The 21239-nt window shown below is 71.7% G+C and carries 18 protein-coding genes; 11 read left to right on the top strand and 7 right to left on the bottom strand.

The genetic code is table 11. From position 1 onward, the window contains the following. Window positions 1-30 precede the first annotated feature (30 nt). Window positions 31-864, bottom strand: coding sequence for a TIGR02452 family protein (locus ABZV42_RS24060; RefSeq protein ID WP_355984692.1), 834 nt, complete (start codon window positions 862-864; stop codon window positions 31-33). Window positions 865-1121: 257 nt separating this feature from the next. Between ABZV42_RS24060 and egtA the strand changes: the two genes are divergently transcribed. The 5 genes from egtA (at window position 1122) to ABZV42_RS24085 (ending at window position 6632) form a co-directional block, all read left to right on the top strand. Then, window positions 1122-2459 carry an ergothioneine biosynthesis glutamate--cysteine ligase EgtA gene (gene egtA / locus ABZV42_RS24065; protein WP_356053539.1) on the top strand — a complete coding sequence of 446 codons (1338 nt, stop codon included), beginning with the start codon at window positions 1122-1124 and terminating at the stop codon, window positions 2457-2459. Further along, window positions 2456-3787: an ergothioneine biosynthesis protein EgtB gene (gene egtB, locus ABZV42_RS24070; protein ID WP_356053541.1), complete on the top strand. Its 1332-nt coding sequence runs from the start codon at window positions 2456-2458 to the stop codon at window positions 3785-3787. The genes egtA and egtB overlap by 4 nt, the downstream gene beginning before the upstream one ends. Next, on the top strand, window positions 3787-4578 hold the full coding sequence (gene egtC / locus ABZV42_RS24075; protein ID WP_356053543.1) for an ergothioneine biosynthesis protein EgtC: 792 nt from the start codon (window positions 3787-3789) through the stop codon (window positions 4576-4578). The genes egtB and egtC overlap by 1 nt, the downstream gene beginning before the upstream one ends. A 172-nt stretch (window positions 4579-4750) precedes the next feature. Further along, the gene (gene egtD, locus ABZV42_RS24080; protein WP_356053545.1) at window positions 4751-5731 is read left to right on the top strand and encodes an L-histidine N(alpha)-methyltransferase; all 981 of its coding nucleotides are present in this window, start codon (window positions 4751-4753) and stop codon (window positions 5729-5731) included. A 259-nt stretch (window positions 5732-5990) separates the two neighbouring features. Further along, window positions 5991-6632 carry a precorrin-8X methylmutase gene (locus tag ABZV42_RS24085; protein ID WP_356053547.1) on the top strand — a complete coding sequence of 214 codons (642 nt, stop codon included), beginning with the start codon at window positions 5991-5993 and terminating at the stop codon, window positions 6630-6632. A gap of 127 nt (window positions 6633-6759) precedes the next feature. Here ABZV42_RS24085 and ABZV42_RS24090 read toward each other — a convergent pair whose 3' ends face one another. Next, complete coding sequence (locus ABZV42_RS24090; protein ID WP_355984700.1) at window positions 6760-7536, bottom strand: cobalt-precorrin-6A reductase; 777 nt, start codon at window positions 7534-7536, stop codon at window positions 6760-6762. A gap of 248 nt (window positions 7537-7784) precedes the next feature. Between ABZV42_RS24090 and ABZV42_RS24095 the strand changes: the two genes are divergently transcribed. After that, window positions 7785-8000, top strand: coding sequence for a dodecin (locus ABZV42_RS24095; RefSeq protein WP_355984702.1), 216 nt, complete (start codon window positions 7785-7787; stop codon window positions 7998-8000). Window positions 8001-8043: 43 nt separating this feature from the next. Here the strand turns inward: ABZV42_RS24095 and ABZV42_RS24100 are convergent, their stop codons facing one another. After that, window positions 8044-8535 carry a hypothetical protein gene (locus ABZV42_RS24100; protein WP_355984704.1) on the bottom strand — a complete coding sequence of 164 codons (492 nt, stop codon included), beginning with the start codon at window positions 8533-8535 and terminating at the stop codon, window positions 8044-8046. Window positions 8536-9013: 478 nt separating this feature from the next. Here ABZV42_RS24100 and ABZV42_RS24105 point away from each other — a divergent pair, with 478 nt between their 5' ends. Beyond that, window positions 9014-10393 carry a glycoside hydrolase family 43 protein gene (locus ABZV42_RS24105; RefSeq protein ID WP_355984706.1) on the top strand — a complete coding sequence of 460 codons (1380 nt, stop codon included), beginning with the start codon at window positions 9014-9016 and terminating at the stop codon, window positions 10391-10393. A gap of 30 nt (window positions 10394-10423) precedes the next feature. Continuing rightward, window positions 10424-11773, top strand: a complete 1350-nt coding sequence (locus tag ABZV42_RS24110) for a jacalin-like lectin (protein ID WP_355984708.1) — start codon at window positions 10424-10426, stop codon at window positions 11771-11773. Window positions 11774-11987: 214 nt separating this feature from the next. On the opposite strand, the gene ABZV42_RS24115 is transcribed toward ABZV42_RS24110, so the two are convergent. Further along, the gene (locus ABZV42_RS24115; protein WP_355984710.1) at window positions 11988-12539 is read right to left on the bottom strand and encodes an RNA polymerase sigma factor; all 552 of its coding nucleotides are present in this window, start codon (window positions 12537-12539) and stop codon (window positions 11988-11990) included. 46 nt (window positions 12540-12585) lie between these two features. Between ABZV42_RS24115 and ABZV42_RS24120 the strand changes: the two genes are divergently transcribed. The 3 genes from ABZV42_RS24120 (at window position 12586) to ABZV42_RS24130 (ending at window position 16511) form a co-directional block, all read left to right on the top strand. Next, window positions 12586-13971, top strand: coding sequence for a serine/threonine-protein kinase (locus tag ABZV42_RS24120; protein ID WP_356053548.1), 1386 nt, complete (start codon window positions 12586-12588; stop codon window positions 13969-13971). A gap of 143 nt (window positions 13972-14114) precedes the next feature. Continuing rightward, entirely contained in the window at window positions 14115-14870 is a 756-nt protein-coding gene (locus ABZV42_RS24125) for a DUF4232 domain-containing protein (RefSeq protein WP_356053550.1), read from the top strand. A gap of 354 nt (window positions 14871-15224) precedes the next feature. Continuing rightward, entirely contained in the window at window positions 15225-16511 is a 1287-nt protein-coding gene (locus ABZV42_RS24130; protein WP_355984716.1) for a hypothetical protein, read from the top strand. A gap of 35 nt (window positions 16512-16546) precedes the next feature. Here the strand turns inward: ABZV42_RS24130 and ABZV42_RS24135 are convergent, their stop codons facing one another. The 3 genes from ABZV42_RS24135 to ABZV42_RS24145 form a co-directional block, all read right to left on the bottom strand. Then, window positions 16547-18556 (bottom strand): ricin-type beta-trefoil lectin domain protein, encoded by a 2010-nt coding sequence (locus ABZV42_RS24135; RefSeq protein WP_356053582.1) that lies wholly within the window; start codon window positions 18554-18556, stop codon window positions 16547-16549. A gap of 709 nt (window positions 18557-19265) precedes the next feature. Then, window positions 19266-20234 carry an aldo/keto reductase gene (locus ABZV42_RS24140; protein WP_356053552.1) on the bottom strand — a complete coding sequence of 323 codons (969 nt, stop codon included), beginning with the start codon at window positions 20232-20234 and terminating at the stop codon, window positions 19266-19268. A 151-nt stretch (window positions 20235-20385) separates the two neighbouring features. After that, window positions 20386-21159 carry a nuclear transport factor 2 family protein gene (locus ABZV42_RS24145; RefSeq protein ID WP_355984720.1) on the bottom strand — a complete coding sequence of 258 codons (774 nt, stop codon included), beginning with the start codon at window positions 21157-21159 and terminating at the stop codon, window positions 20386-20388. Window positions 21160-21239: the final 80 nt, after the last annotated feature.

Below are 21239 nucleotides of genomic sequence, written 5' to 3' on the forward strand. Positions count from 1 at the left end.
AGGCGCCGGGCGAAAGCGAGGACGGGTGGTTCACGCTCCCCGGAGTCCGGATGCGAACACACGGTCGAAGGCCTCGTGTGTGGTCCGGCCCGGGGTGCGGTCCAGGATGCCGAACACCACGTGGTCGAAGTACCCCTCCAGGCGGCCCCCGGCCAGGACTCCGTGGAAGGCCCGCGCCACCTGCGCGGGGTCGTTCTGGAACACCCCGCAGCCCCAGGCTCCGAGGACCAGGCGACGGTAGCCGTGGGCGGCGGCCGTCTCCAGGACGCGTTCGGCGCGGACCGCCAGCGCGCCCGGCAGGTCGGCCGCCCGCCGCGGGGCGGTGCGCAGGACGACCCCGGCGTTCGGGGCCGCCGCGGTCAGGAATCCGGCCGCGAACGGCTCGTCGAGGAGCCGGCCGCGGTCGTCCCGGATCACCGGTACGCCGGGTGAGTGAATGACACGGTCCGTGTAGAACGCGTCACGGTGGGCGCGGTGATGATCGTAGAAACCACGGGCCCGCAGCAGACAGGTGTACAGCGCGGAGGCCCGGCACAGGGCCTCTTCCTGGGCCTGCGCCCCGTTCAGATAGCCGCCGCCGGGATTGCGCGCCGAGGAGAAGTTCAGCACGGCGACCGGGTCCGCGCCCCCGGAGGTCAGCCGTCGGGCCGCCTCCAGGCTGCTCTCGCCCGTGACCTCGAACGCTGTCACGACCTTCGTCACCGACGGTGTCCCCACCGGCTCCGGTCCGTGCAGCAGTGTCCCGGCGCGCGCGGCCTCGACCGCAGCGGCGATGGACACCCTGCCCCCGGAGGGGCCGCGGTAGCCGCCGGCCGCCACTATCTCCTCGGTCTCCCGGGCGATCGCACGCAGGCGCGCGCTCATGGCGCGACCCCCGTACGCGCCACGGGCGCGGCCTGCGTGCTTTCCCCCGTCGTGCCCATGAACGCATCGTGAGCGATGCTGGTCGTGCGGCGCAACAGAGTTTCCCGACCCCGCAAACAGCGCTTCCCGGTCCCCAAAGAAACGATTTGCACCCTTGTGCGAACCGGCGAGAAGGTCTTGGGTGGAACGGTCATTGTCGGTCCGGCCCATCAGACCCCGGGGCCGGCGGCATGGTGGAATCTCAGGAGGATCCCGACATGTCCGATTCGGTGAGTGACTGTACGGAGCGACGACGCTCCGCTGTCACCGAGGCCGAGGTGGAGGCGCTGGTCCGTGGCATCTGCTTCAAGACCGGTCCGCCCCGCCTGCTCGGTGTCGAGGTGGAATGGCTGGTCCACGAGCTGCGCGGGCCGCGGCTCCCCGTATCACCCGAACGACTCGAAGCGGCCTATGCCGCCTTGCGCCCCCTGTCCCTGCGTTCGGCGCTCACCGTCGAACCCGGCGGACAACTGGAGCTCAGCTCCGCCCCCGCCACTTCCCTGATGGAGTGCGTGGGCTCCGTCTCGGCCGATCTCGACGCCGTCCGCGCCACGTTGCGCGAGGCGGATCTCGGCCTCAGCGGTTTCGGCCAGGATCCATGGAATCCCCCGAGCCGCTATCTCCATGATCCCAGGTACGACGCCATGGAGCGGTATCTCGACCGCGCCGGGCCCGAGGGCCGAGCCATGATGTGCACGTCGGCCTCGGTCCAGGTGTGCGTGGACGCCGGATACGAGGAACCGGGCCCGCTCGGGCACGGGCGCCGCTGGTGGCTGGCCCATCAGCTCGGCGCGGTCCTGCTGGCCGCGTTCGCCCACTCCCCGATGGCCCACGGACGTCATACCGGCTGGCGCTCCACCCGTCAGTCGCTGTGGGCGTCGATGGACCCCGGGCGGACCGACGCGCCGCCCCTGGACGGCGATCCCCGCGCGGCCTGGGCCCGGCGCGTGCTGGACGCGCCGGTGATGTGCGTACGAGGGTCCGAGGCACCCTGGGAGGTGCCGGAGAACCTCAGTTTCCGGGACTGGACGCGGTCCGCCGCGCCACCGGACCGGGCGGACCTGGCGTACCACATGACCACGCTGTTCCCGCCGGTACGGCCGCGCGGCCATCTGGAGCTCCGCATGATCGACGCGCAGCCGGGTGAGGACGGCTGGATCGTGCCGCTCGCGGTGACGGCGGCGCTGTTCGACGACCCGGAAGCGGCCGAGGTCGCCTACCGGACCGTCAAGCCTCTCGCGGAGCGGGCAGGCCCCGCTCCGGCGCCGCGCAACCCGCTGTGGCACGACGCGGCGCGGTACGGCCTCAGCGATCCGGAGCTGCGCGAGGTCGCGGCGGTCTGCTTCGCGGCGGCTTACGAGGCGCTGCCCCGGCTCGGCGCGACCATCGAGGTCCTCGACGCGGTGGCCTCCTTCACCGAGCGTTATGTGGCCCGGGGCCGCTGCCCCGCCGACGACCTGGCCGGCGCGGCCGCGTCCCATCACGACCGCGGATCCGGGCGCCGCCCGGCAGGCCGTCCGCACGGTCTGTCCGACGGGAAGGACATCAGCACATGACCGGCACGACCGCTTCCGGTCCGCGCACGGATCCGGAGTCGCTCCGGCGACGCGCGCTGGACGCGCTCACCACCGCCCGCGACCGCACGGCCCTGCTCACCTCGTGTGTGGAGGACCCCGAACTGACGGCGCAGCACTCGCCGTTGATGTCCCCGCTCGTGTGGGACCTCGCGCACATCGGCAACCAGGAGGAGCTGTGGCTCCTGCGCGCGGTCGCCGGGCGCGAGGCGATGCGGCCCGAGATAGACGGGCTCTACGACGCGTTCGAGCACGCACGCGCCGAACGGCCATCCCTGCCGCTGCTGCCGCCCGCCGAGGCCCGTACGTACGCGGCCGAGGTGCGCGGCCGGGCGCTGGGCGTCCTGGAGGGCGCCGCGTTCGAGGGCACCCGGCTGACCGAGTCGGGATTCGCGTTCGGCATGATCGCGCAGCACGAACAGCAGCACGACGAGACCATGCTGATCACCCATCAGCTCCGGCGGGGCCCCACCGCCCTCACGGCACCGGACCCCGCGCCCGCCCCACCCCTCGCCGGACCCGCCGAAGTCCTGGTGCCCGGGGGGACGTTCGTGATGGGGACCTCCACCGAACCGTGGGCGCTCGACAACGAACGCCCCGCGCACCGGCGCACGGTCCCGTCGTTCTTCATCGACACCACTCCGGTCACCAACGGCGCGTACCGGTCCTTCATCGAGGACGGCGGCTACGACGAGGAACGCTGGTGGACTCCCGCGGGCTTCGACCACATCCGCGCGCACGGGATCGAGGCGCCGCTGTTCTGGCGGCGCGAGGGCGGACAGTGGCTGCGGCGCCGCTTCGGGGTGACGGAGGCCGTGCCGCCCGAGGAGCCGGTGCTGCACGTGTGCTGGTACGAGGCCGACGCGTACGCGCGCTGGGCGGGGCGGCGGCTGCCCACCGAGGCCGAGTGGGAGAAGGCGGCCCGTCACGACCCGGTGTCGGACCGTTCCACCCGCTACCCGTGGGGCGACGAGGACCCCTCGCCGGTCCACGCCAACCTGGGCCAGCGCCATCTGCGCCCGGCCCCGGCGGGCAGCTATCCCGCGGGTGCCTCACCGCTCGGCGTACGACAGTTGATCGGCGACGTGTGGGAATGGACGTCGAGCGATCTGGAGCCCTACCCCGGGTTCGTCGCGTTCCCCTACCGGGAGTACTCGGAGGTGTTCTTCGGCCCGGAGTACAAGGTGCTGCGCGGCGGTTCGTTCGCGGTGGACCAGGTGGCCTGCCGGGGCACGTTCCGCAACTGGGACTACCCGATCCGCCGGCAGATCTTCTCCGGGTTCCGCACCGCCAGGGACGGGGACGCCTGATGTGCCGTCATCTGGCGTTCCTGGGCGGCGAGGAGAGACTGGGCACGCTCCTCGTGACACCGGAACACAGCCTGTACCGGCAGTCGTGGGCACCCCGGCGCCAGCGGCACGGGACCGTCAACGCAGATGGTTTCGGAGTGGGTTGGTACGCCGCCGGGGATCCGGTCCCGGCACGCTACCGGCGCACGGGACCGATCTGGGGCGACCAGTCGTTCGCGGACCTGGCCCGGGTGGTCGGGACGCGGGCGCTGCTCGCCGCGGTGCGGGACGCGACCGTGGCGGGCGCGGACGGGGAGGCCGCGGCGGCGCCGTTCGCCGCGGGCCCCTGGCTGTTCAGCCACAACGGCGCGGTCCGCGGCTGGCCCGACACGCTCGCCCCGCTCGTATCGGCCCTGTCTCCGGCCGAGTTGCTGTCGCTGGAGGCCAGGTGCGACTCGGCGTTCGTGTGGGCCCTGGTCCTGCACCGGCTGCGTGCCGGTGACGAGGAGGGCCAGGCGCTGGCCGACACCGTTGTGGAGGTGGCCGAGGCGGCACCCGGGTCCCGGCTCAACCTGCTGCTCACCAACGGCGAGACGATCACCGCGACGGCCTGGGGCGACACCCTCTGGTATCTGATCGAGCCCGGCCGCCGCACCCTCGTGGCCTCCGAGCCGCACGACGACGACCCCCTCTGGCGCGAGGTACCCGACCGCACCCTTCTCACCGCGAACCGCACCGACGTCCTGCTCACCCCCCTCAAGGACATGAGCGACGACATGGCATCCGCACAGCGCAAGGAGCCCCGTACGTGAGTCCGTTCCTGTTGACCCCCACGCTTCACGAGGACACCACGCCAGCACCCCCGTACACGCTCTCCGGTGCGCGCAGGGCCGCCCCGGCCGCCTGTGCCGCCGCTTCGGCAGGTGAACCGCGCTCCCGGCACTCCGCCGTTGCGACGTCGACGTCGACCGAAGAGAGGCACTCATGACCGGCACCCGCGCCTACGGCTACACCGACACCCTCGACACCGAGCACTACGCCAGGGCGCTGAACGCCGACATCCACGACGGGCTGACCAGCACCCCGAAGTCCACGGCGCCCACCTGGTTCTACGACGCCCGGGGCAGCGACCTCTTCGAGCAGATCACCCAGCTCCCCGAATACCCGCTGTGGCGTGCCGAACTGGGGCTGCTGCGACTGCACGCCGGCGACATCGCGGCCCGCACGTCGGCCCGCAGCCTCGTCGAGCTCGGATCCGGGAGTTCGACCAAGACCAAGCTGATCATCGAGGCGCTGGGACCGGCTGAGCTTCGGTACGTTCCGGTCGACGTCAGCGCGGACGCGCTGCACCGGGCGAGCGCCCAACTCGTGGAGAACTACCCGGGGATCAGTCTGCACGCCCTGCGCGCCGACTTCACCGCTCCCCTCGTCCTGCCCGAACTGCCCGACAGCGGTTCACGCCTGATCGCCTTCCTCGGCAGCACCCTGGGCAACTTCCGCCGGTCCACCCGCGGCCCCTTCCTGCGCGGGCTCCGGGACATCATGCGCCCCGAGGACTTCCTGCTGATCGGCGCGGATCTGGTCAAGGACGTGGACGAGATGGTGTCCGCCTACGACGACGCCCAAGGGGTCACGGCCGAGTTCGACAAGAACCTGCTGCACGTCCTGAACCACGAACTGGACGCCGACTTCGACCTGGACAGCTTCGACCATGTCGCGGTGTGGAACGGCGACGAGAGCCACATCGAGATGAGGCTGCGCAGCCGGGCGGAACAGCGCGTGAAGATCCGGGGGCTCGGCCTGTCGGTGCCGTTCGAGCACGGGGAGGAGTGGATCACCGAGCGCAGCGCGAAGTTCACCGTCGACGGCCTGCGGTCGGAGATGGCCGACGCGGGCCTGCACACCGATCGGCTCTGGGCCGACCCCGAGGCGGGATTCACCCTGATCCTCGCCACGGCTCGCTGACCGCACTCCAGGAAACGGGCGCCGGACCTGGCCGCGCCGCGCGAAGGGGCTCCTGGGGGCTCCTGCGAAGCACACCTTCGCAGGAGCCCTTCCTTCACGCCGCCTGCCTTGCTGCCTTGCTGCTCACCGTGCCGCCTGCCTCGGCCCCTGCCTGCCTGCCTGCCTTGCCGCCTGATGATGATCGGTATGCTCACGCCGATGCCCGCGCCCTCGGGTGGATCTCCGGCGGCGGCACGCGCCCGAACCAGAACGTCAACGGATGAGCGAGAAGACAGTGTTCGACTACGAGAAGGACGGCGCGGCCATCTACCGCGAGTCCTTTGCCACCATCCGTGCGGAAGCAGACCTCTCGGGGTTGCCCGCCGATGTCAGCCAGGTGGCGGTCCGGATGATCCACGCCTGCGGCATGGTGGACCTCGTCCGCGACCTCGCCCACACGCCCGACGTCGTGGCCCGCGCCCGCGAAGCCCTGCGTTCGGGCGCGCCGATCCTCTGTGACGTCTCCATGGTCGCGAGCGGGATCACGCGCAGGCGGCTGCCCGCGGACAACGAGGTGATCTGCACGCTCTCCGACCCGGCGGTGCCCGACCTGGCGGCGCGACTGGGCACCACGCGCAGCGCGGCCGCCCTGGAACTGTGGCGCGATCACCTGGACGGCGCCGTGGTGGCCGTCGGCAACGCCCCCACCGCGCTCTTCCGCCTCCTGGAGCTGATCGAGGAGGGCGCGCCACGCCCCGCCGCGGTCATCGGCGTCCCCGTGGGCTTCGTCGGCGCGGCCGAGTCCAAGGAAGCCCTGACCGAACACCCCTCCGCCCTCGACCACTTGGTCGTACGGGGCCGCCGCGGCGGCAGCGCCATCGCAGCGGCCGCGATCAACGCGATCGCGAGCGAGGAGGAGTGACCGGAACCGGGTGCGGAACCAGGTCCGGGACCGGGACCGGCAAGTCGTAGGACGCCGACCTGGCGCCAAGGGCGGCGCCGGTCCGGTCCTTCGGCAGCACGTCACCCTGAGATACGTGCCTCGCCCGTCACGGTTCCGTCCGGCGCGGGGAGACGTTCGGGCGGAGCCGCTCCGTGATCCAGGCGGCGGCTGCCTCGGGGGCCGTCACGACCGGGATGCCGGTGGGCACCGGCGGCCGGCGGATCACGACCACCGGGAGGCCGGCCTCACGGGCCGCGGTGAGTTTCGGTGCCGTGGCGTGGCCGCCGCTGTCCTTTGTCACGACGACGTCGACGGCGTGGCGCAGCAGCAGCTCCCGCTCTCCCTGGAGCGTGAACGGGCCGCGGTCGAGCAGCACCTCCATACGGGCCGGCGCCGGTGCACCGGGCGCGTCCACGGAGCGTACGAGGAACCACAGGTCCTCCAGGGCCGCGAAGGCCGCCAGACCCAGCCGGCCCGTCGTCAGGAACACCCTGCGGCCCAGCGAGGGCAGGAGTTCGGCGGCCTCCTCCAAGGACCCGGTCTCGTGCCAGACGTCGCCCGCGACCGGGACCCAGCCGGGGCGCCGCAGGGCGAGCAGGGGAACACCGGTGCCGGCCGCCGCCGAGGCCGCGTTGGAGCTGATGGTTCCGGCGAACGGATGCGTGGCGTCGACGACCGCGTCCACCGCGTGCTCGCTCAGCCACCGCGCCAGCCCCTCCGCGCCGCCGAAGCCGCCCACCCGCACCTCGCCGGGCGGCAGCCGGGGCGCGCCCACCCGTCCTGCCAGCGAGCTCGTCACCCGGAGGTCCGGGCGCGTCCCCGCCGCCAGGCTCTCGGCGAGCCGACGGGCCTCGGTCGTACCACCCAGGATCAGTACGTGCACGACGTCCGGTTCCCTTCCGCGGAGTGGATGAGGCATGGGCAGCGAGGCCAGGGGCGCAGGGCTCCGGGGGCTCCGGGGGCTCCGGGACCAACTCAAGCACACCCTGGCCGACGGCCCGTCCGGTCCCCGGAGCCGCCCCGGGCGCCCCCGCATCACCCGCGACACCCCGCCGTCTCGCGGAGCGCCATCCGGTGGGGCACCGTGGAATCACGCCTGGCACTCCCGCCACGGCGGAGAGGAGCAGCCGCATGTCCGAGAACACCTACCGGGTCACCGAGATCGTCGGGACCTCCCACGAAGGCATCGACCAGGCCATTCGCAACGGGGTCACCCGGGCGTCGCAGACCCTGCGCAATCTCGACTGGTTCGAGGTCACACAGGTCAGGGGCCAGATCGAGAACGGGCGGATCGAGCACTACCAGGTCGGTCTGAAGCTCGGTTTCCGGCTGGAGGACGCCGACTGACCCGACCCCCGCAGCCGGGGTCCCCCACCCACCGAGAAGCCCCTCAGGTCCGCCCCTCCCGCTCCTGTGCGTCCTTCAGCGCCGCCGACGAGGCAGCCCACCGTGCCCGTACGACCGTGAAGCCGGCCCGCTCCGCCTCCTCGCAGACGAATTCGTCGTCGTCGACGAGCACGCGGATCTCCCGGTCGCGGGCGAGCCGGCGAAGGATCTCCAGTTTGGTGCGGCGGGCGGGCCTGCGGTCGTCGTTGCGCCGCATCCACATGCGCCCCTCGGGCAGGCCGTGCTCGGCCAGCCAGTCCACGCTCGCCCGCCGGCATCGCTCGGGGCGGCCGGTCAGATAGACCACCTCGCACTCCCGCGCGCTGCTCAGCGCGAGCGCGACGCCCTCCGCGAGCGGCGGATCATCGGACGCCGCCGCGAAGAAGGCGTCCCAGTCCCGGGGCGCGCGCTCCAGGAACCGCTGCCGGTGCGCGGTGTCCGCGAGTGTGCCGTCCAGATCGAACACGGCGAATGGTCTGCTGCTCTGATCCTTCACGCGGACCAGCCTAGACAGCGGCTCCGACAACGACGGCTCGGGCAACGACGGCTCCGGCAACACCGATGCCGGCGACAGGGCTCCGGCTCACGCAACAGTGCTCCGGCTCAGGCAACACCGGTTCTGGCGACAGGGCTCCGGCTGCGGGAGATCCGAAAGCGCGGGTTCCGGCCGGACGGGTTCCTGTGGCGAGCGGGCCACAACAACCCGCCCCGGGAAAGCGAAGCGGCGGGAACACGTTCAACTTGCGTCTCTTCAGACCCTGTTCACATCACGAGTAAGCCCTTACCGTAATCCCTCGCACAGCATGTCGCACAGCATTCGATATTTCGAACCGAGTCGGTCCCGTCGACGTCGCGAGCCGGACGGCGTGACCGGCTTCCGCCCGCTGACGGCGTCCTCGCACACCCCACCGCGCGACCGGACCTCCGGTGTGGGCGTGTTCCGGCGCCGAGGCTCGAGCATCGAGGAGACCGGCATGAACGACAGGCACCTTCAGCCCTCCCGGCGTGTCGCGCTGGGGGCGATGGCCGGCCTCACCGCCGCCTTCGCCCTCGGCACCCCGACCGCCCGCGCCGCGGCCGGAACCGCCTACGTGATGGGCTACTTCACCGAGTCGCCGAACGGCGACGGAGCGGACTACGGCCTGCATCTGGCCGTCAGCCCCGACTCCCTCCAGTGGACACCGCTGAACCAGAACAAGCCCGTCGTGACGCCGTCCGGCGGCACCGGCGGACTGCGCGATCCGTTCATCCTGCGCAGGCAGGACGGCACGTTCGTGGTGCTCGCCACCGACCTCAAGGGCACCGACTGGAGCCTCCAGAGCCAGTACGTCCACATCTGGGACTCCGCCGACCTGCGGACCTTCAGCGGCTACCGCCGGCTGAAGCTGCACGACATGGCCACTCACAGCTGGGCGCCCGAGGCGTACTGGGACGCGGGGCGCGGCCAGTACGGGATCATCTACTCCGCGGTCGATTCCAGTGGCCACAACGTCATCATGGTCAACTACACGTCCGACTTCGTGACGGCGTCGGCCGCGCAGGTCTTCTTCGACCCGGGCTACGACGTGATCGACGGCGATCTCGCCGTGGGCGTCGGGGGCGTGAACTACCTCTATTTCAAGAAGGACCAGACTCTGGTGGGCGCCAGGTCGACGTCCCTGAACCCGGGCAGCTTCACCGTGTTCAGCACACCGGTCGCGCACGGCGGCACCGAGGCGCCGATCCTCATCAGAAGCCAGTCGACCGGGACTTGGCACCTCTGGGGAGACACGTACACGCCCAACGGGGTGTTCTACGCCTGGCAGTCGGCCGATCTCGCGAGCGGCACCTGGACGGCGGTCGACCAGCGGCTCTACACCCAGCCGCTGAACTCCAAGCACGCGAGCATCCAGCCCGTCACCACGACGGAGTACGACAACCTCCTCGCCAAGTGGGGCGCTCCCGCCTGGAACCGGCTCAAGTCCTACAACTATCCGGCCCGTTACGTCCGGCACTCCAACTACGTCGGCCGGATCGACGAATACCCCTTCGACCCGTACGCGGACTCGCAGTGGACGCTGGTCCCCGGACTCGCCGACACGGCGGGCGTCTCGTTCCGCTCGGTCAACTACCCCACGCGCCACCTGCGGCACAGCAACTACCAGATGGCGCTCGACGTCAACGACGGGACCACGACGTTCGCGCAGGACGCCACGTTCTACCGGACCGCGGGCCTGGCCGACACGTCGTGGTCATCGTTCCGCTCCTACAACCAACCTGACCGTTACCTCAGGCACGCAGACTTCGTGCTGCGCATCGATCCGATCTCCACCTCCACCGACAAGGCCGACGCCACCTTCTCGGTCGGTTCTTGACGCCCCTTCGTCCCCAGGAGACAACCCCCGATGTCCCCTCTTCGCAGACTTCTCGCCGGTGCGGTGGCCGCGGCCGCCGCACTCGGCGGACTCACCGCCGCCGCGTCTCCCGCCGCGGCCGCCGACTCGGGCACGTTCAGTGTGCTCAGCTACAACGTCGCCGGGCTGCCCGACGGCATCTCCAGCGCGCCGACACCCCGCCAGGCCGCGACCACGGCGATCGGCGGGCTCATCGCCCCCTACGACATCGTCCATGTCGAGGAGGACTTCAACTACCACGCGGCCCTGTACGCGGCCGACACCGCACACGCCTACCGCACCCCGACCAGCGGGGGCGCGGGCATCGGCAGCGGTCTCAACACCCTCTCGAAGATCTCGTACGACACCGACGACTTCGAGCGGGTCGGCTGGAACTCCTGCCAGATCGACTCCGGCGACTGCCTCACGCCCAAGGGCTTCACCTTCATGCGCGAGCGCCTCGCCGAGGGCGTCTACGTCGACTTCTACAACGTGCACACCAACGCGGGCACCAACGACGGCGACCTGGCCTCCCGCGCCGACAACCTCAGCCAGCTCACCTCGTTCATCAGCACCCGTTCCGCGGGCAACGCCGTCGTCGTCATGGGCGACACGAACACCCGCTACACCCGCTCCGGCGACACCATCGCGGAGTTCGCCGCCGCCAACGGGCTGACGGACGCCTGGGTCCAGCTCGTCCGTGGCGGCACCGCGCCCGCCAAGGGAAGCGACGCCCTCGTCTGCGACCAGAGCGGCACCACCGTGCCCGACACCTGCGAGGTCGTCGACAAGATCCTCTTCCGCGGCAGCAAGCTCGTCACGCTCGGCGCCACGAACTATCACAACGAGCACACGCGCTTCCTGACCTCCGGCGGCCTGATGCTCTCCGACCACGACCCGATCACGGCGTCGTTCACCTGGTCGCGGAACACCGCCTTCCAGCTCAGCGACCAGTTCGGCGGGCCGCACGGCGACTACTTCAACGACATCGCCCGCGTGCCGGCCGGCGCCCGCGCGTCCGTCGTGTCCATCGGCAGCGGCGCACGGGTCGACCGCATGGGGCTGACGCTGAGCGACGGCACCACGTTCACGCACGGCGGCACCGGCGGTACGGCCACCTCACTGACGCTCGGCAGCGGTGAATACGTCACCTCCGCGCAGCTGTGCGAAGGCGTGAAGGACAGCCACACCCGCATCTTCTACGTGAAGTTCGCCACGAACCTCGGCCGCACTCTGGCCGGGGGCACGACGACTTCGGACTGCGTGACCCGCACCGCGCCGAGCGGCCGGCAGATCGCGGGCTTCCACGGCCGTGCGGGGGACGAGGTCGACAAGATCGGCTTCATCTACACCCAGCGCTGACCGACCGGGCGGCAGGCGGCGAACCGGTTCCCGCCGGGTCCCGGACCCGGCGGGAACACCGGGTTCCCGGACCCGCCGGGTTCCCGGACCCGCCGGATTCCCGGACCCGCCGGATTCCCGGACCCGCCGGATTCCCGGACCCGCCGGATTCCCGGACCCGGCGGGTTCCCCGGACCCGGCGGGAATCCGCTTCGACCGCCCGCCGGCCTGTCGCTCAGGACGCGTCCGACAGCCAGGGCCTGACCCTTCTGCGGGCCTCGTGCAGACGGGACTTGAGCGTGCCGAGCGGGATGCCGACGCGTTCGGCGACCTCCGCGTACTCCAGCTGGCAGATGTCGCGGTAGACCAACGCCTCCACCAGATGCGGGTGTTCACGCTCCAGCCGCTCAAGCGCCTCCAGGAGATCGATCCTGGAACCCGCGATCACACTCGTCGTGCGAGGATCCACGTACCGGGCGGCGTCGATGGCCTCCGGCCGCTCGGCGGCACGGCGCTTCAGCTCGCGGTACTTCTGCCGGGCGCAGTTGGCGACCACCGTGTACAGCCAGGTGCTGAACCGGCTGCGGCCCTCGAACGCCGTTATCTTCCGGGCGACTTGGAGCAGTACGTCCTGGGCCGCCTCCTCGGCGTCCTCACGGCAGGGCAGAAAGCGCCCGCACCGCAGAACGACCTCGGGCCGGACCTGCCGGAGCAGGACGTCGAGTGCCGCCCGGTCCCCGGCCGCCGCCCGCAGCGCGAGCTCCTCGGTGTTCCCCGTGTCCCCCACCTGGTGCTCCCCTCGATGCCGATCAGAGGCCAGGCATGATAGTCGTATGCACTCCCTGGAGCGGATCGGCCGCTACCGCCTCGAACGGCGCCTGGGCGCCGGTGGGTTCGGCGTGGTCTGGCTCGCCCGCGACGACGTTCTCGACGCCCCCGTCGCGGTCAAGGTCCTCACCGAGAACTGGGTCGACCGCCTGGACATCCGGGAACGCTTCCTCTCCGAGGCCCGGCTGCTGCGCAAGGCCGACTCCAGCCGCGTCGTGCAGGTCTACGACATCGGCGAACTCCCCGACGGCAGGCCCTACTTCGTCATGGAGTACGCCGATGGGGGCACCCTCGCCGACCGGATCGAGGCCGGGCCACTGCCCGTCGCCGAGGCACTGCGGCTGACGGCGCTGGCGGCGCTGGGTGCTGCCGCGCTGCACTCGGCCGGGATCGTGCACCGGGACATCAAGCCGTCCAACGTGCTGCTGCGCACCACACCCGGCGGAGCGGACCGGGTGCTGCTGGCCGACCTCGGGCTCGCCAAGAGCCTGGCCCAGGCCTCCGGACTCACCATCGCGGCGGGCTCGGCCGGCTACACCCCGCCCGAACAGGCGCGGCCCGGCTCCGGCATCGACGCACGGGCCGACGTGTACAGCCTGGGCGCCCTCGGCCACCACCTCGTCACCGGTTCGGTTCCGGGCCCGCCCGGCAAGGTCGAGCGCCCCGACCGGCTCCGTACGGACGTCGGTCCGGAGGTCGGCCGGGCACTGCTGCGCGCCATGGAACCCGACCGGGAGCGGCGCTGGCCGAGCGCCGCCGTATTCGCGGCGGAGCTCGAACGACTGGCCGGGGAGGCCGCGGGCGGGGGCGCCCCCGCGTCCGGGCGGAGCCGGCGCACCACGCTCCTCGCGCTGACCGGTGTCGCCGTCGCCTGCGCGGTCGGCGTCACCGCCGTACTGCTGTCGAACGAGCCCGCTGCCGGAAGCCTCCCGGTCGCGGACGGCACGGGCCGGATCACGCTGGAGGTACCGGCCGCCTGGGGCGGGCAGTTGCGCGACTCGGGGTGGAATCCACGGTCGCTGGGACTCGGGGGCGGCACGGAACCGGGCCTCGTCGTCGCGAACCGCCTGGCGAGCTGGCCGGACCTTCACGCGGACGTCGACGGAGCCTTCGTCGGTCTCAGCGAACACGGGGACGTGACCGGCGAGGTCCGCGCCATCACGCACCCGGGATGCCACTACGCCGGAAGCCGCTCCTACTCCGGCACGCGCTGGCAGGGGCTGATACGGACCTGGGACGGCTGTCCTGGCAAGGAGGGCCGCCTCACCGAGGCCGCGTTGACCGCCGCGGGGGGCGGCGGTCACCCCGAGGTGTACGTCCAGATCCGCCAGGAGAGCGGCGACGAAGACACGGCCGACGGGGTCATCGGTTCCCTGCGCCTCAAGGCCTGATCCTGGGCGGGCGGTCCCGGCTGAACCCGTCGGCGATCCCGCGAACTTTTCGGCCCCCGGGCGCATCCAAGAGTAGTGACGGGGCGCGACGCACCCCGCGCCTGTGCGATGAGCTCGTACGGAGATCTGCAAGGAGTGGTGACATGTCGACCTTCCCGCGCACGGTGGCGGACACGGACCGGCCCGGCTCGGTGCCCGCGCACCGTCGTACACCCGCCGCCCGGCGGGCCGCGCTGCTCGCGGGTGTCACCCTGCTGAGCCTGCTGACCGCCTGCGGCAACGGGACCCCCCAGGGGTCGCCGAAGACACTTCCCGGCACGGCCGGACCGGCTTCCGGCGACACGAGCACCAAGGGGGGCTCCTCCGGCGCGGCCAGCCCGGCCGCGAGCGCGCCGTCGAAGAAGACGGGTACGGGTACCGGCACCAGGACGGGGAGCGGGTCGGCCTCGGCCTCGGCCACCTCCGGAAGCGCCGCGGGCGGCGGGCGCTGCCACACCTCGGAGCTGCGCGCCTCCGTCGGCCGCAACGACCCCGGCGCGCGGCAGGAGAACTTCCCGCTCGTCCTGACCAACAAGTCCGGGCGCACCTGCACCGTGCGCGGCTACCCCGGCGCGGCCTTCGTCGACGCCTCGGGCAAGCAGCTCGGACCCGACCCCCAGCGGTCCCCGGGCTCGCCGACGACGATCGTGCTGGCGCCCGGGCACAGCGCGTGGTCGGGGCTGACCTTCTCCAACCCGGAGATCAGCGGGGCGAACACGGCGACTCCCGCCTCGCTGATCGTCACTCCGCCCGACGAGCTGGACTCCCTCACGGTGACGTGGACGCAGGGCAAGGTGCCCGTGTCCGGCAACGCGTCGTCGGTCCGTCTGACGGTCCTCAGCCCCGGAACCGCTCCCTGACCGAACGCCGGCACCCGGGCGCCGGCGACCTCGGCGGCAGCGGCGACGGCGACACCACCGGCGGTAGCGCCTCCACCGCCGGCACTCCGACAGCGGAACCAGCGGCAGCGGCAGCGGCAGCGGGGCGACGCGTCCCCGCGCCCCGCCGTTGCCGCGCCGGAGGGCGTCCCTCTGCCCGCCACCCGTCCCTCGGGTGGCGGGTTTGTCACAGAACGGCAACGTGTCCCGCTTCCCGCGACCCTTTCCGGAATTTCACGCATCCCACCGTTTGACGCACCCCGCGAACGGAGCGTCTCGGACAAAGGCACCGGTTCCTCGACCCAGGCCGGTACCAAGAACATCGGGGGATGAATCATGAGCGGTGTCTCACGCAGGCGACTTCTGGCCGCGACGGCCTCGGCCGGCGCGCTGGGAGCCCTTTCGGCCTGCTCGGCCAGGGACTGGTCCGTGGGAAGCGGCGGCGACGCCCCGGCGCGCGCCCCGAAGGTCAGGACGATCGGCGACGGTTCCACGGCGGACACCGGAGCCCAGCCGAAGCAGCCGAAGGCGGAGCGGCTGAAGCCCGGTGAACGCCCGCCGCAGTTCGTCGTCTTCTCCTGGGACGGCGCGGGCGAACTGAGCAACAAGCTCTTCTCCCGCTTCCGCAAGGTCGCCGCCGACCACGGGGCGTCGATGACGTTCTTCCTCAGCGGCATCTACACCCTGCCGGAGTCGAAGAAGCACCTCTACCACCCGCCGCAGCACCCCGTCGGCGCCTCCGCCATCGGCTACCTCTCCGACCGGCACATCCACGCGACGCTCCAGCAGATACGCGCGGCCTGGCTGGAGGGCCACGAGATCGGGACCCACTTCAACGGTCACTTCTGCGGCGCCGACGGGGTGCGCCGCTGGTCGCCCGCCGAGTGGCGCAGCGAGATAGATCAGGCGAAGAAGTTCGTCGGCGAGTGGCGGACCAACACCGGCTTCACCGACCTCGAACCGCTGCCGTTCGACTACGAGAAGGAGCTGACCGGCGGCCGCACACCCTGTCTCGAGGGGCAGTCCAGTCTGCTGCCGACCGCCGCCGCTCTGGGCTGGAAGTACGACGCCAGCTCGCCCGGCGGACTCCAGATGTGGCCCGGGAAGGTACAGGGCGGCAAGCTCTGGGACTTCCCGCTCCAGTCCATTCCCTTCCCCGGCCACTCCTTCCAAGTCCTGTCGATGGACTACAACCTGATGGCCAATCAGTCGAACGCCAACCCCCTCGGCGACCGCACGCGGTACGACGCCTGGCGCACGCAGGCCCGAGACAGCTACCTCGCCGGCTTCCGCCGCGCCTACGAGAGCAACCGGGCCCCGTTCTTCATAGGCAACCACTTCGAGCGCTGGAACGGCGGCATCTACATGGACGCCGTCGAGGAGTCGCTCTCCCGGATGGCGGGCCACGACGACGTCAGGATGGTCTCCTTCCGCCAGCTCGTGCAGTGGCTGGAGGTCCAGGACCCCGCGGTCCTGCGGAAGTTGCGCACACTCACCCCCGGGCAGTCACCGCTCGGCGGCTGGGCCGAGTTCCTGGGCGCGGCGGGCACGGCAGGCACATCAGGCACGGCGGGCACAGCCGGATCAGCGAGCTCCGCGTCCTCCGGCACCGCTGCACCCTGACGGCCCGACGGCAGGGGCCGCCGGAGTCCGTGACGTCACCGGCGGCCGCCCCGGCCCCCTCCGCCGAACGATCCGTAGCCGCCGGCCCCGGAGCTCGTACCGTAACCACCGTCCTGGGCCGAGCCGTTGAGCCCATCGCCGGAACAGAAGGCGGACGCGGAGACGCAGGAGTCGCCGACGTCACCGGACGGCTCGGGGGACGAAGTGGCCTGGCCGGGAGTGGCGGTGGGTGTCCGGGTGCCGGCGGATGCCGGTGCCGTCGACGACGGCTCCCGGGTTGAGGGGCCCTTCGCGTCACCGTCCGTGGAGTCCCAGTTGACGACCTCCAGTTGGAGCGAGGGCGCCGAGGTGTCGAGCGTCCAGTGCTGTATCCGCTCGTCCGTGCGGAGTTTCAGAAGGAGCGCCGACTCCCCCGTGACCGAGGCGGGGGCGAGAGCCAGATCCTGGTTCCAGCGCGGTACGAGCACGCCCTGGAGGGTGAAGTCGTAGCGGACGTTCTTGGTGCCGGGCTGCGACGTGCCCGTACAGGCGGCCAGTTGGACGGAGTAGCCCAGGTGCGAGTCGAGACACAGGCTCGGGTGGTCCGCGTCGCGCAGCAGCCCGTCCGAGGCGTACGACCACTGGGTCGCCGAGTCCGAGGAGCACGGGACGAGCCGGGCCTCGGCACCGCTCGCGGGCGCTGTTCCGGCGAAGCCGACGCACAGCCCGGTCGCGGCGTTGCGCAGCCGGCCGCGTACGGTGCCGTCCTTGTTCTCGCCGGTGCGTGCCCACGACGGGTTCGTTCCCCGGCCCGGTGCCGCGGAGGAGTGGCCGCCGTCGGTCGTTCCGTGCCGGGACGTCGAGTCGGTGTCGGATGCCCACAGGACCACCGGGACCATGATCAGCGCGCCGAGGGTCAGCACGGCGACGGCGACGTTGCGGCGTCCGGGCGCGCGCCGGGACGCCTTGTGCCCGGAAGCCCGGCGGGAGGCACGCGCTCCCGAGCCGGAGCGGGGCGCGCCCCGGCGGCGGGAGAGGCGGCCCTCCCCGTCGGGTGCGGGCGCTTCCCGCTCGGCCGGCTGCGGCGCGGTCGCGTCGAGGACCGTGGGCGGGCTGCCGGTGTACTGAGCGGCGTCGGACGGGGTGCGCGAAGGCAGGCCCGGAGGGCGTACGTCCTCGGCGCCGGGCAGGAACTCGACGATGTGGGCGGTCCCGGCGGCTGGGCCGCTCCCGGCACCCGTGGCCCCGCCGTCGAAGGCCGGACCACCGTCCGCACCCGTCACTCCCCCGGCGAAGTCCGAGCCGCCGTCCGCACCCATCGCTCCCCGAGCGAAGGCCGGACCACCGTCTCCCCAGGCGAAGGCCGTACCTTGGCCGGCCCGGTCACCCTGCGGCTGCGGGGCCGTCTCCCCGGCCGCCTCGGCCCGCTCCTGGCGTGAGGCGACATAGGCGTGCGCGCCCCAGCCGAGCACCGCCTCGGCGAGCGGGATCGCGAGTTCGCCGTTGAACCGGCTCAACTGGTCGGCCGCGTACCGGCAGTGGCCGCACTCGTCCATATGACCGCGCAGGTCGGGGTCGAGGTCCATGCCGCCGCGCCGGAAGGAGACGTCGAGCATGCGATGGTAGCGGCGGCACTCCTGGCTGGGGGCCAGTTCGTGGTGGATCTCCAGACACTCCTGGCGCAGCCGCTCCCTGGCCCGCTCCAGTTCGGTGACGGCGTCCTCGGGGAAGATGCCCAGCAGCGCGGCAGGGACCTCAGGTCGTTCGGCCTCCACCTCCCCGTGCCACAACAGACAGCGGGCCGGTTCGGGCAGCCGCTGGAACGCTCGGGAGATCAGGCGTCTGTCCTCGGGCGGAAGCAGCCGGGCCGCCGCACGGTCCTCGGCGTCCTCACGGTCGGCCTCGGCCAGCAGCTCGGGGTGGAGCAGCTCCCGCCTCGGGTCCATGAGCCATTCGGCCGCTATGCGGCGGACGGTGACGAGCAGTTGAGGCCGCCAGGCGGCGCTCGGCCCGCCCTGGTGCAGCGAATCCCCGAACAGGCGCGTGAATGAGGCGGTGGTCAGCATTCCGGCGGGACGTACGCCGCCGGTGCACAGCCGCGCGTAAGAGAAGACCGCCTCCCAGTGGCGGTCCAGGAGTTCTCCGACAGGATAGTTCGCGGGTGCGCCTCCCTGCCTCTTCAGCTCCGCCGCGAGCCGTTCATCCGATATCTCGAACAAGCGGCCGGGGTCGGATGAATGAGACAGCGTTCCGTCATTCACTTCCGCTTTCCTTCCAAAGGCAGCGCGGCAAATAGTCCATACCAATGGGTATGTAGACCGCCCGTTCGAAGCGGATGGTCCGCTCATGAGGGTGACGTCGCGAACGACCACCCCTGACAGCCCTTTCGGGCGAGGGGAAGCGGGCGCGCCGCACGCGTGCAGAACGAGGTCGATATTGTCTGCACACCGACAACGCCCACCTTTGCACAGGGCGACGAGCGGGAACAAGCGATCCCGGACTTTCTCTTAATACGGCATCGCCGAGAATATTGACCAAATGTCAGTCGCCCCGCGCCAAAAGAAATTCGGAAACCCGACGGCTCGACCTTCCGTCCCGAAGCCTCCACAATGGGAGCGCTCTCACGCGCTCATCCGAGCGCCTTTCCGCACGTAATTCCTGCCTCTCCGGCACGGCCGTCGTGGCCGTGACGGACGCCCGGAGAAGGCCGGCCCGGCCGCGGCGGCCGGGGCGTCGGCGTTTCGGGACAGCCGGCGCCACGGCGGCTCGTAGGCGTCAGTGACCGCTGATCGCGCGAGGCGTGTACGGCTGTTCCAGCTCCTCGGTCTCCTTGTCCGAGAGCTCCAGGCCGAGCGAGGCGACAGCGTCCTCGACGTGCCCCGCCTTGGTGGCGCCGACGATGGGCGCGGTCACACCGTCGCGCCGCAGCAGCCAGGCGAGCGCGACCCTGGCACGCGGCACCCCGCGCTCGGCGGCGATCCGCCCGACCGCGTCGACGATCTCGCGGTCGCCGTCCCGGTACAACTTCCGGCCGAACTCGTCGCCCCGGCTGCGTTCGGTGGACGTGTCCCAGTCACGGGTGAGCCGGCCGCGGGCGAGCGGGCTCCACGGCAGGACGCCGACACCCTGGTCGGCGCAGAGCGGCAGCATCTCCCGCTCCTCCTCGCGGTAGAGCAGGTTGTAGTGGTTCTGCATGGCCACGAACCGGGTCCAGCCGTGCAGCGTGGCCGTGTACTGGGCCTTGGAGAACTCCCACGCGTACATCGAACTCGCCCCGATGTAACGGACTTTGCCCGCCTTGACCACGTCGTGCAGCGCCTCCATCGTCTCCTCGACAGGGGTGCGGCGGTCGAAGCGGTGGATCTGGTAGAGGTCGATGTAGTCGGTGCCGAGGCGGCGCAGACTGTTGTCGATCTCCGCCATGATCGCCTTGCGGGACAGGCCACGGCCGTTGGGGCCCTCGTGCATCGCGCCGTTGACCTTGCTGGCGATGACGATCTCGTCGCGACGCGCGAACTCGGCGAGCGCCCGTCCCACGATCTCCTCACTCGTGCCGTCCGAGTACACGTTGGCCGTGTCGAAGAAGGTGATCCCGGCTTCGAGTGCCTGGCGGATCAGGGGGCGCGAGGCCTCCTCGTCGAGAGTCCATTCGTGGACGCCCCGGTCGGGCAGGCCGAAACTCATGCAGCCAAGGCAGATCCGGGAGACGTCCAGGCCCGTCGAACCGAGCTTCTCGTACCGCATGCTCACTCCTGCTCTCGCTGCCGGTGGGGTGGGGCGTGGAGATCCGGGAACGCACTCCCGGGGTGGGGCGGGAAGATCCGGGGACGAGCTCCCGGGGTGGTGCCGGGAGATCCGAGGACAGATCCCTGCCCGCGGTGGACACCCGGCAGCCCTACTCCGCGGGGCCTTCCACGTCGCCGTACACCCGCGCCGACACGATCAGGCCATCACTGCCCCGGGCACAGACCGCGAGGCCCGGCCGGGGAGGCAGACCCCCGGTGCCCCAGCGGTCGAGGACGTACTCGAACGCGCTGCGGACACCGTCCTCGGTCACGGTGCACAGCGTGAGCGGGATGCCGCCGCCCGAGGCGAAGAGGGTGTCGTGGAGCTCGGCCAGCTCCTTGGTCCCGGTGTGCCGGTGCGCGTCGGCGGCCGGCCCGCGGAAGGTCCCGTCCGGCGCGAAGGCTGCGACGACGGCCGCGGTGTCCCCGGCCCCCAGGGCGGCCAGATAGGCGCCCACGACGTCGGAGGCGTGCGCCGACGGGTCCGGCGGCACCATGGGACGGCGCACCGCATGACGGCCGAGCAGCGGCAGGCGGGAGTGGTGGATCCGCACCGGCAGCGCGGAGGCGAGGTCCACGGCGGCCGCCACGGGCAGCCCGATGCGCCCGCCCTCCCCGCCCTCCAGATGCACGACCCATTCCCCCACACCCCGCCGCTCACCGAGCGTGACGGCGACCTCCTCGATCTCGACCTTCCGTTCCGCCCTCCAGGTGTCCTGCACGTCCAGCCAGGCCCCCAGGACGCCGACCCCGCTGATCCGGCCGGCCTCCGGATCGTCGAGGGCGACGGGTACGGTGGCCGCCGCCGGGTCGCGCAGGGCGTCGGCGAGCTCGGCGTCGCCGAGCCGGCCGACGAGGTCGGAGATCTGCGGGATCCAGACCATGGGGACTCCTGGGGCGTGCGGAGTGGTCGACTTCGATCGTGTGCCCGCACCGGCCCGGGCGCGACCCCAGCGGGCGAAAG

Origin of the sequence: Streptomyces sp. NPDC005281 (assembly GCF_040607495.1) — a bacterium.
Lineage (GTDB): Bacteria > Actinomycetota > Actinomycetes > Streptomycetales > Streptomycetaceae > Streptomyces.

Excerpts from the sequence above, each read along its gene's own strand:
- ABZV42_RS24060 (WP_355984692.1), bottom strand. The coding sequence starts at position 864 with ATGAGCGCGCGCCTGCGTGCGATCGCCCGGGAGACCGAGGAGATAGTG.
- egtA (WP_356053539.1), top strand. The coding sequence starts at position 1,122 with ATGTCCGATTCGGTGAGTGACTGTACGGAGCGACGACGCTCCGCTGTC.
- egtB (WP_356053541.1), top strand. The coding sequence starts at position 2,456 with ATGACCGGCACGACCGCTTCCGGTCCGCGCACGGATCCGGAGTCGCTC.
- egtC (WP_356053543.1), top strand. The coding sequence starts at position 3,787 with ATGTGCCGTCATCTGGCGTTCCTGGGCGGCGAGGAGAGACTGGGCACG.
- egtD (WP_356053545.1), top strand. The coding sequence starts at position 4,751 with ATGACCGGCACCCGCGCCTACGGCTACACCGACACCCTCGACACCGAG.
- ABZV42_RS24085 (WP_356053547.1), top strand. The coding sequence starts at position 5,991 with ATGAGCGAGAAGACAGTGTTCGACTACGAGAAGGACGGCGCGGCCATC.
- ABZV42_RS24095 (WP_355984702.1), top strand. The coding sequence starts at position 7,785 with ATGTCCGAGAACACCTACCGGGTCACCGAGATCGTCGGGACCTCCCAC.
- ABZV42_RS24105 (WP_355984706.1), top strand. The coding sequence starts at position 9,014 with ATGAACGACAGGCACCTTCAGCCCTCCCGGCGTGTCGCGCTGGGGGCG.
- ABZV42_RS24110 (WP_355984708.1), top strand. The coding sequence starts at position 10,424 with ATGTCCCCTCTTCGCAGACTTCTCGCCGGTGCGGTGGCCGCGGCCGCC.
- ABZV42_RS24120 (WP_356053548.1), top strand. The coding sequence starts at position 12,586 with ATGCACTCCCTGGAGCGGATCGGCCGCTACCGCCTCGAACGGCGCCTG.
- ABZV42_RS24125 (WP_356053550.1), top strand. The coding sequence starts at position 14,115 with ATGTCGACCTTCCCGCGCACGGTGGCGGACACGGACCGGCCCGGCTCG.
- ABZV42_RS24130 (WP_355984716.1), top strand. The coding sequence starts at position 15,225 with ATGAGCGGTGTCTCACGCAGGCGACTTCTGGCCGCGACGGCCTCGGCC.
- ABZV42_RS24135 (WP_356053582.1), bottom strand. The coding sequence starts at position 18,556 with ATGCTGACCACCGCCTCATTCACGCGCCTGTTCGGGGATTCGCTGCAC.
- ABZV42_RS24140 (WP_356053552.1), bottom strand. The coding sequence starts at position 20,234 with ATGCGGTACGAGAAGCTCGGTTCGACGGGCCTGGACGTCTCCCGGATC.
- ABZV42_RS24145 (WP_355984720.1), bottom strand. The coding sequence starts at position 21,159 with ATGGTCTGGATCCCGCAGATCTCCGACCTCGTCGGCCGGCTCGGCGAC.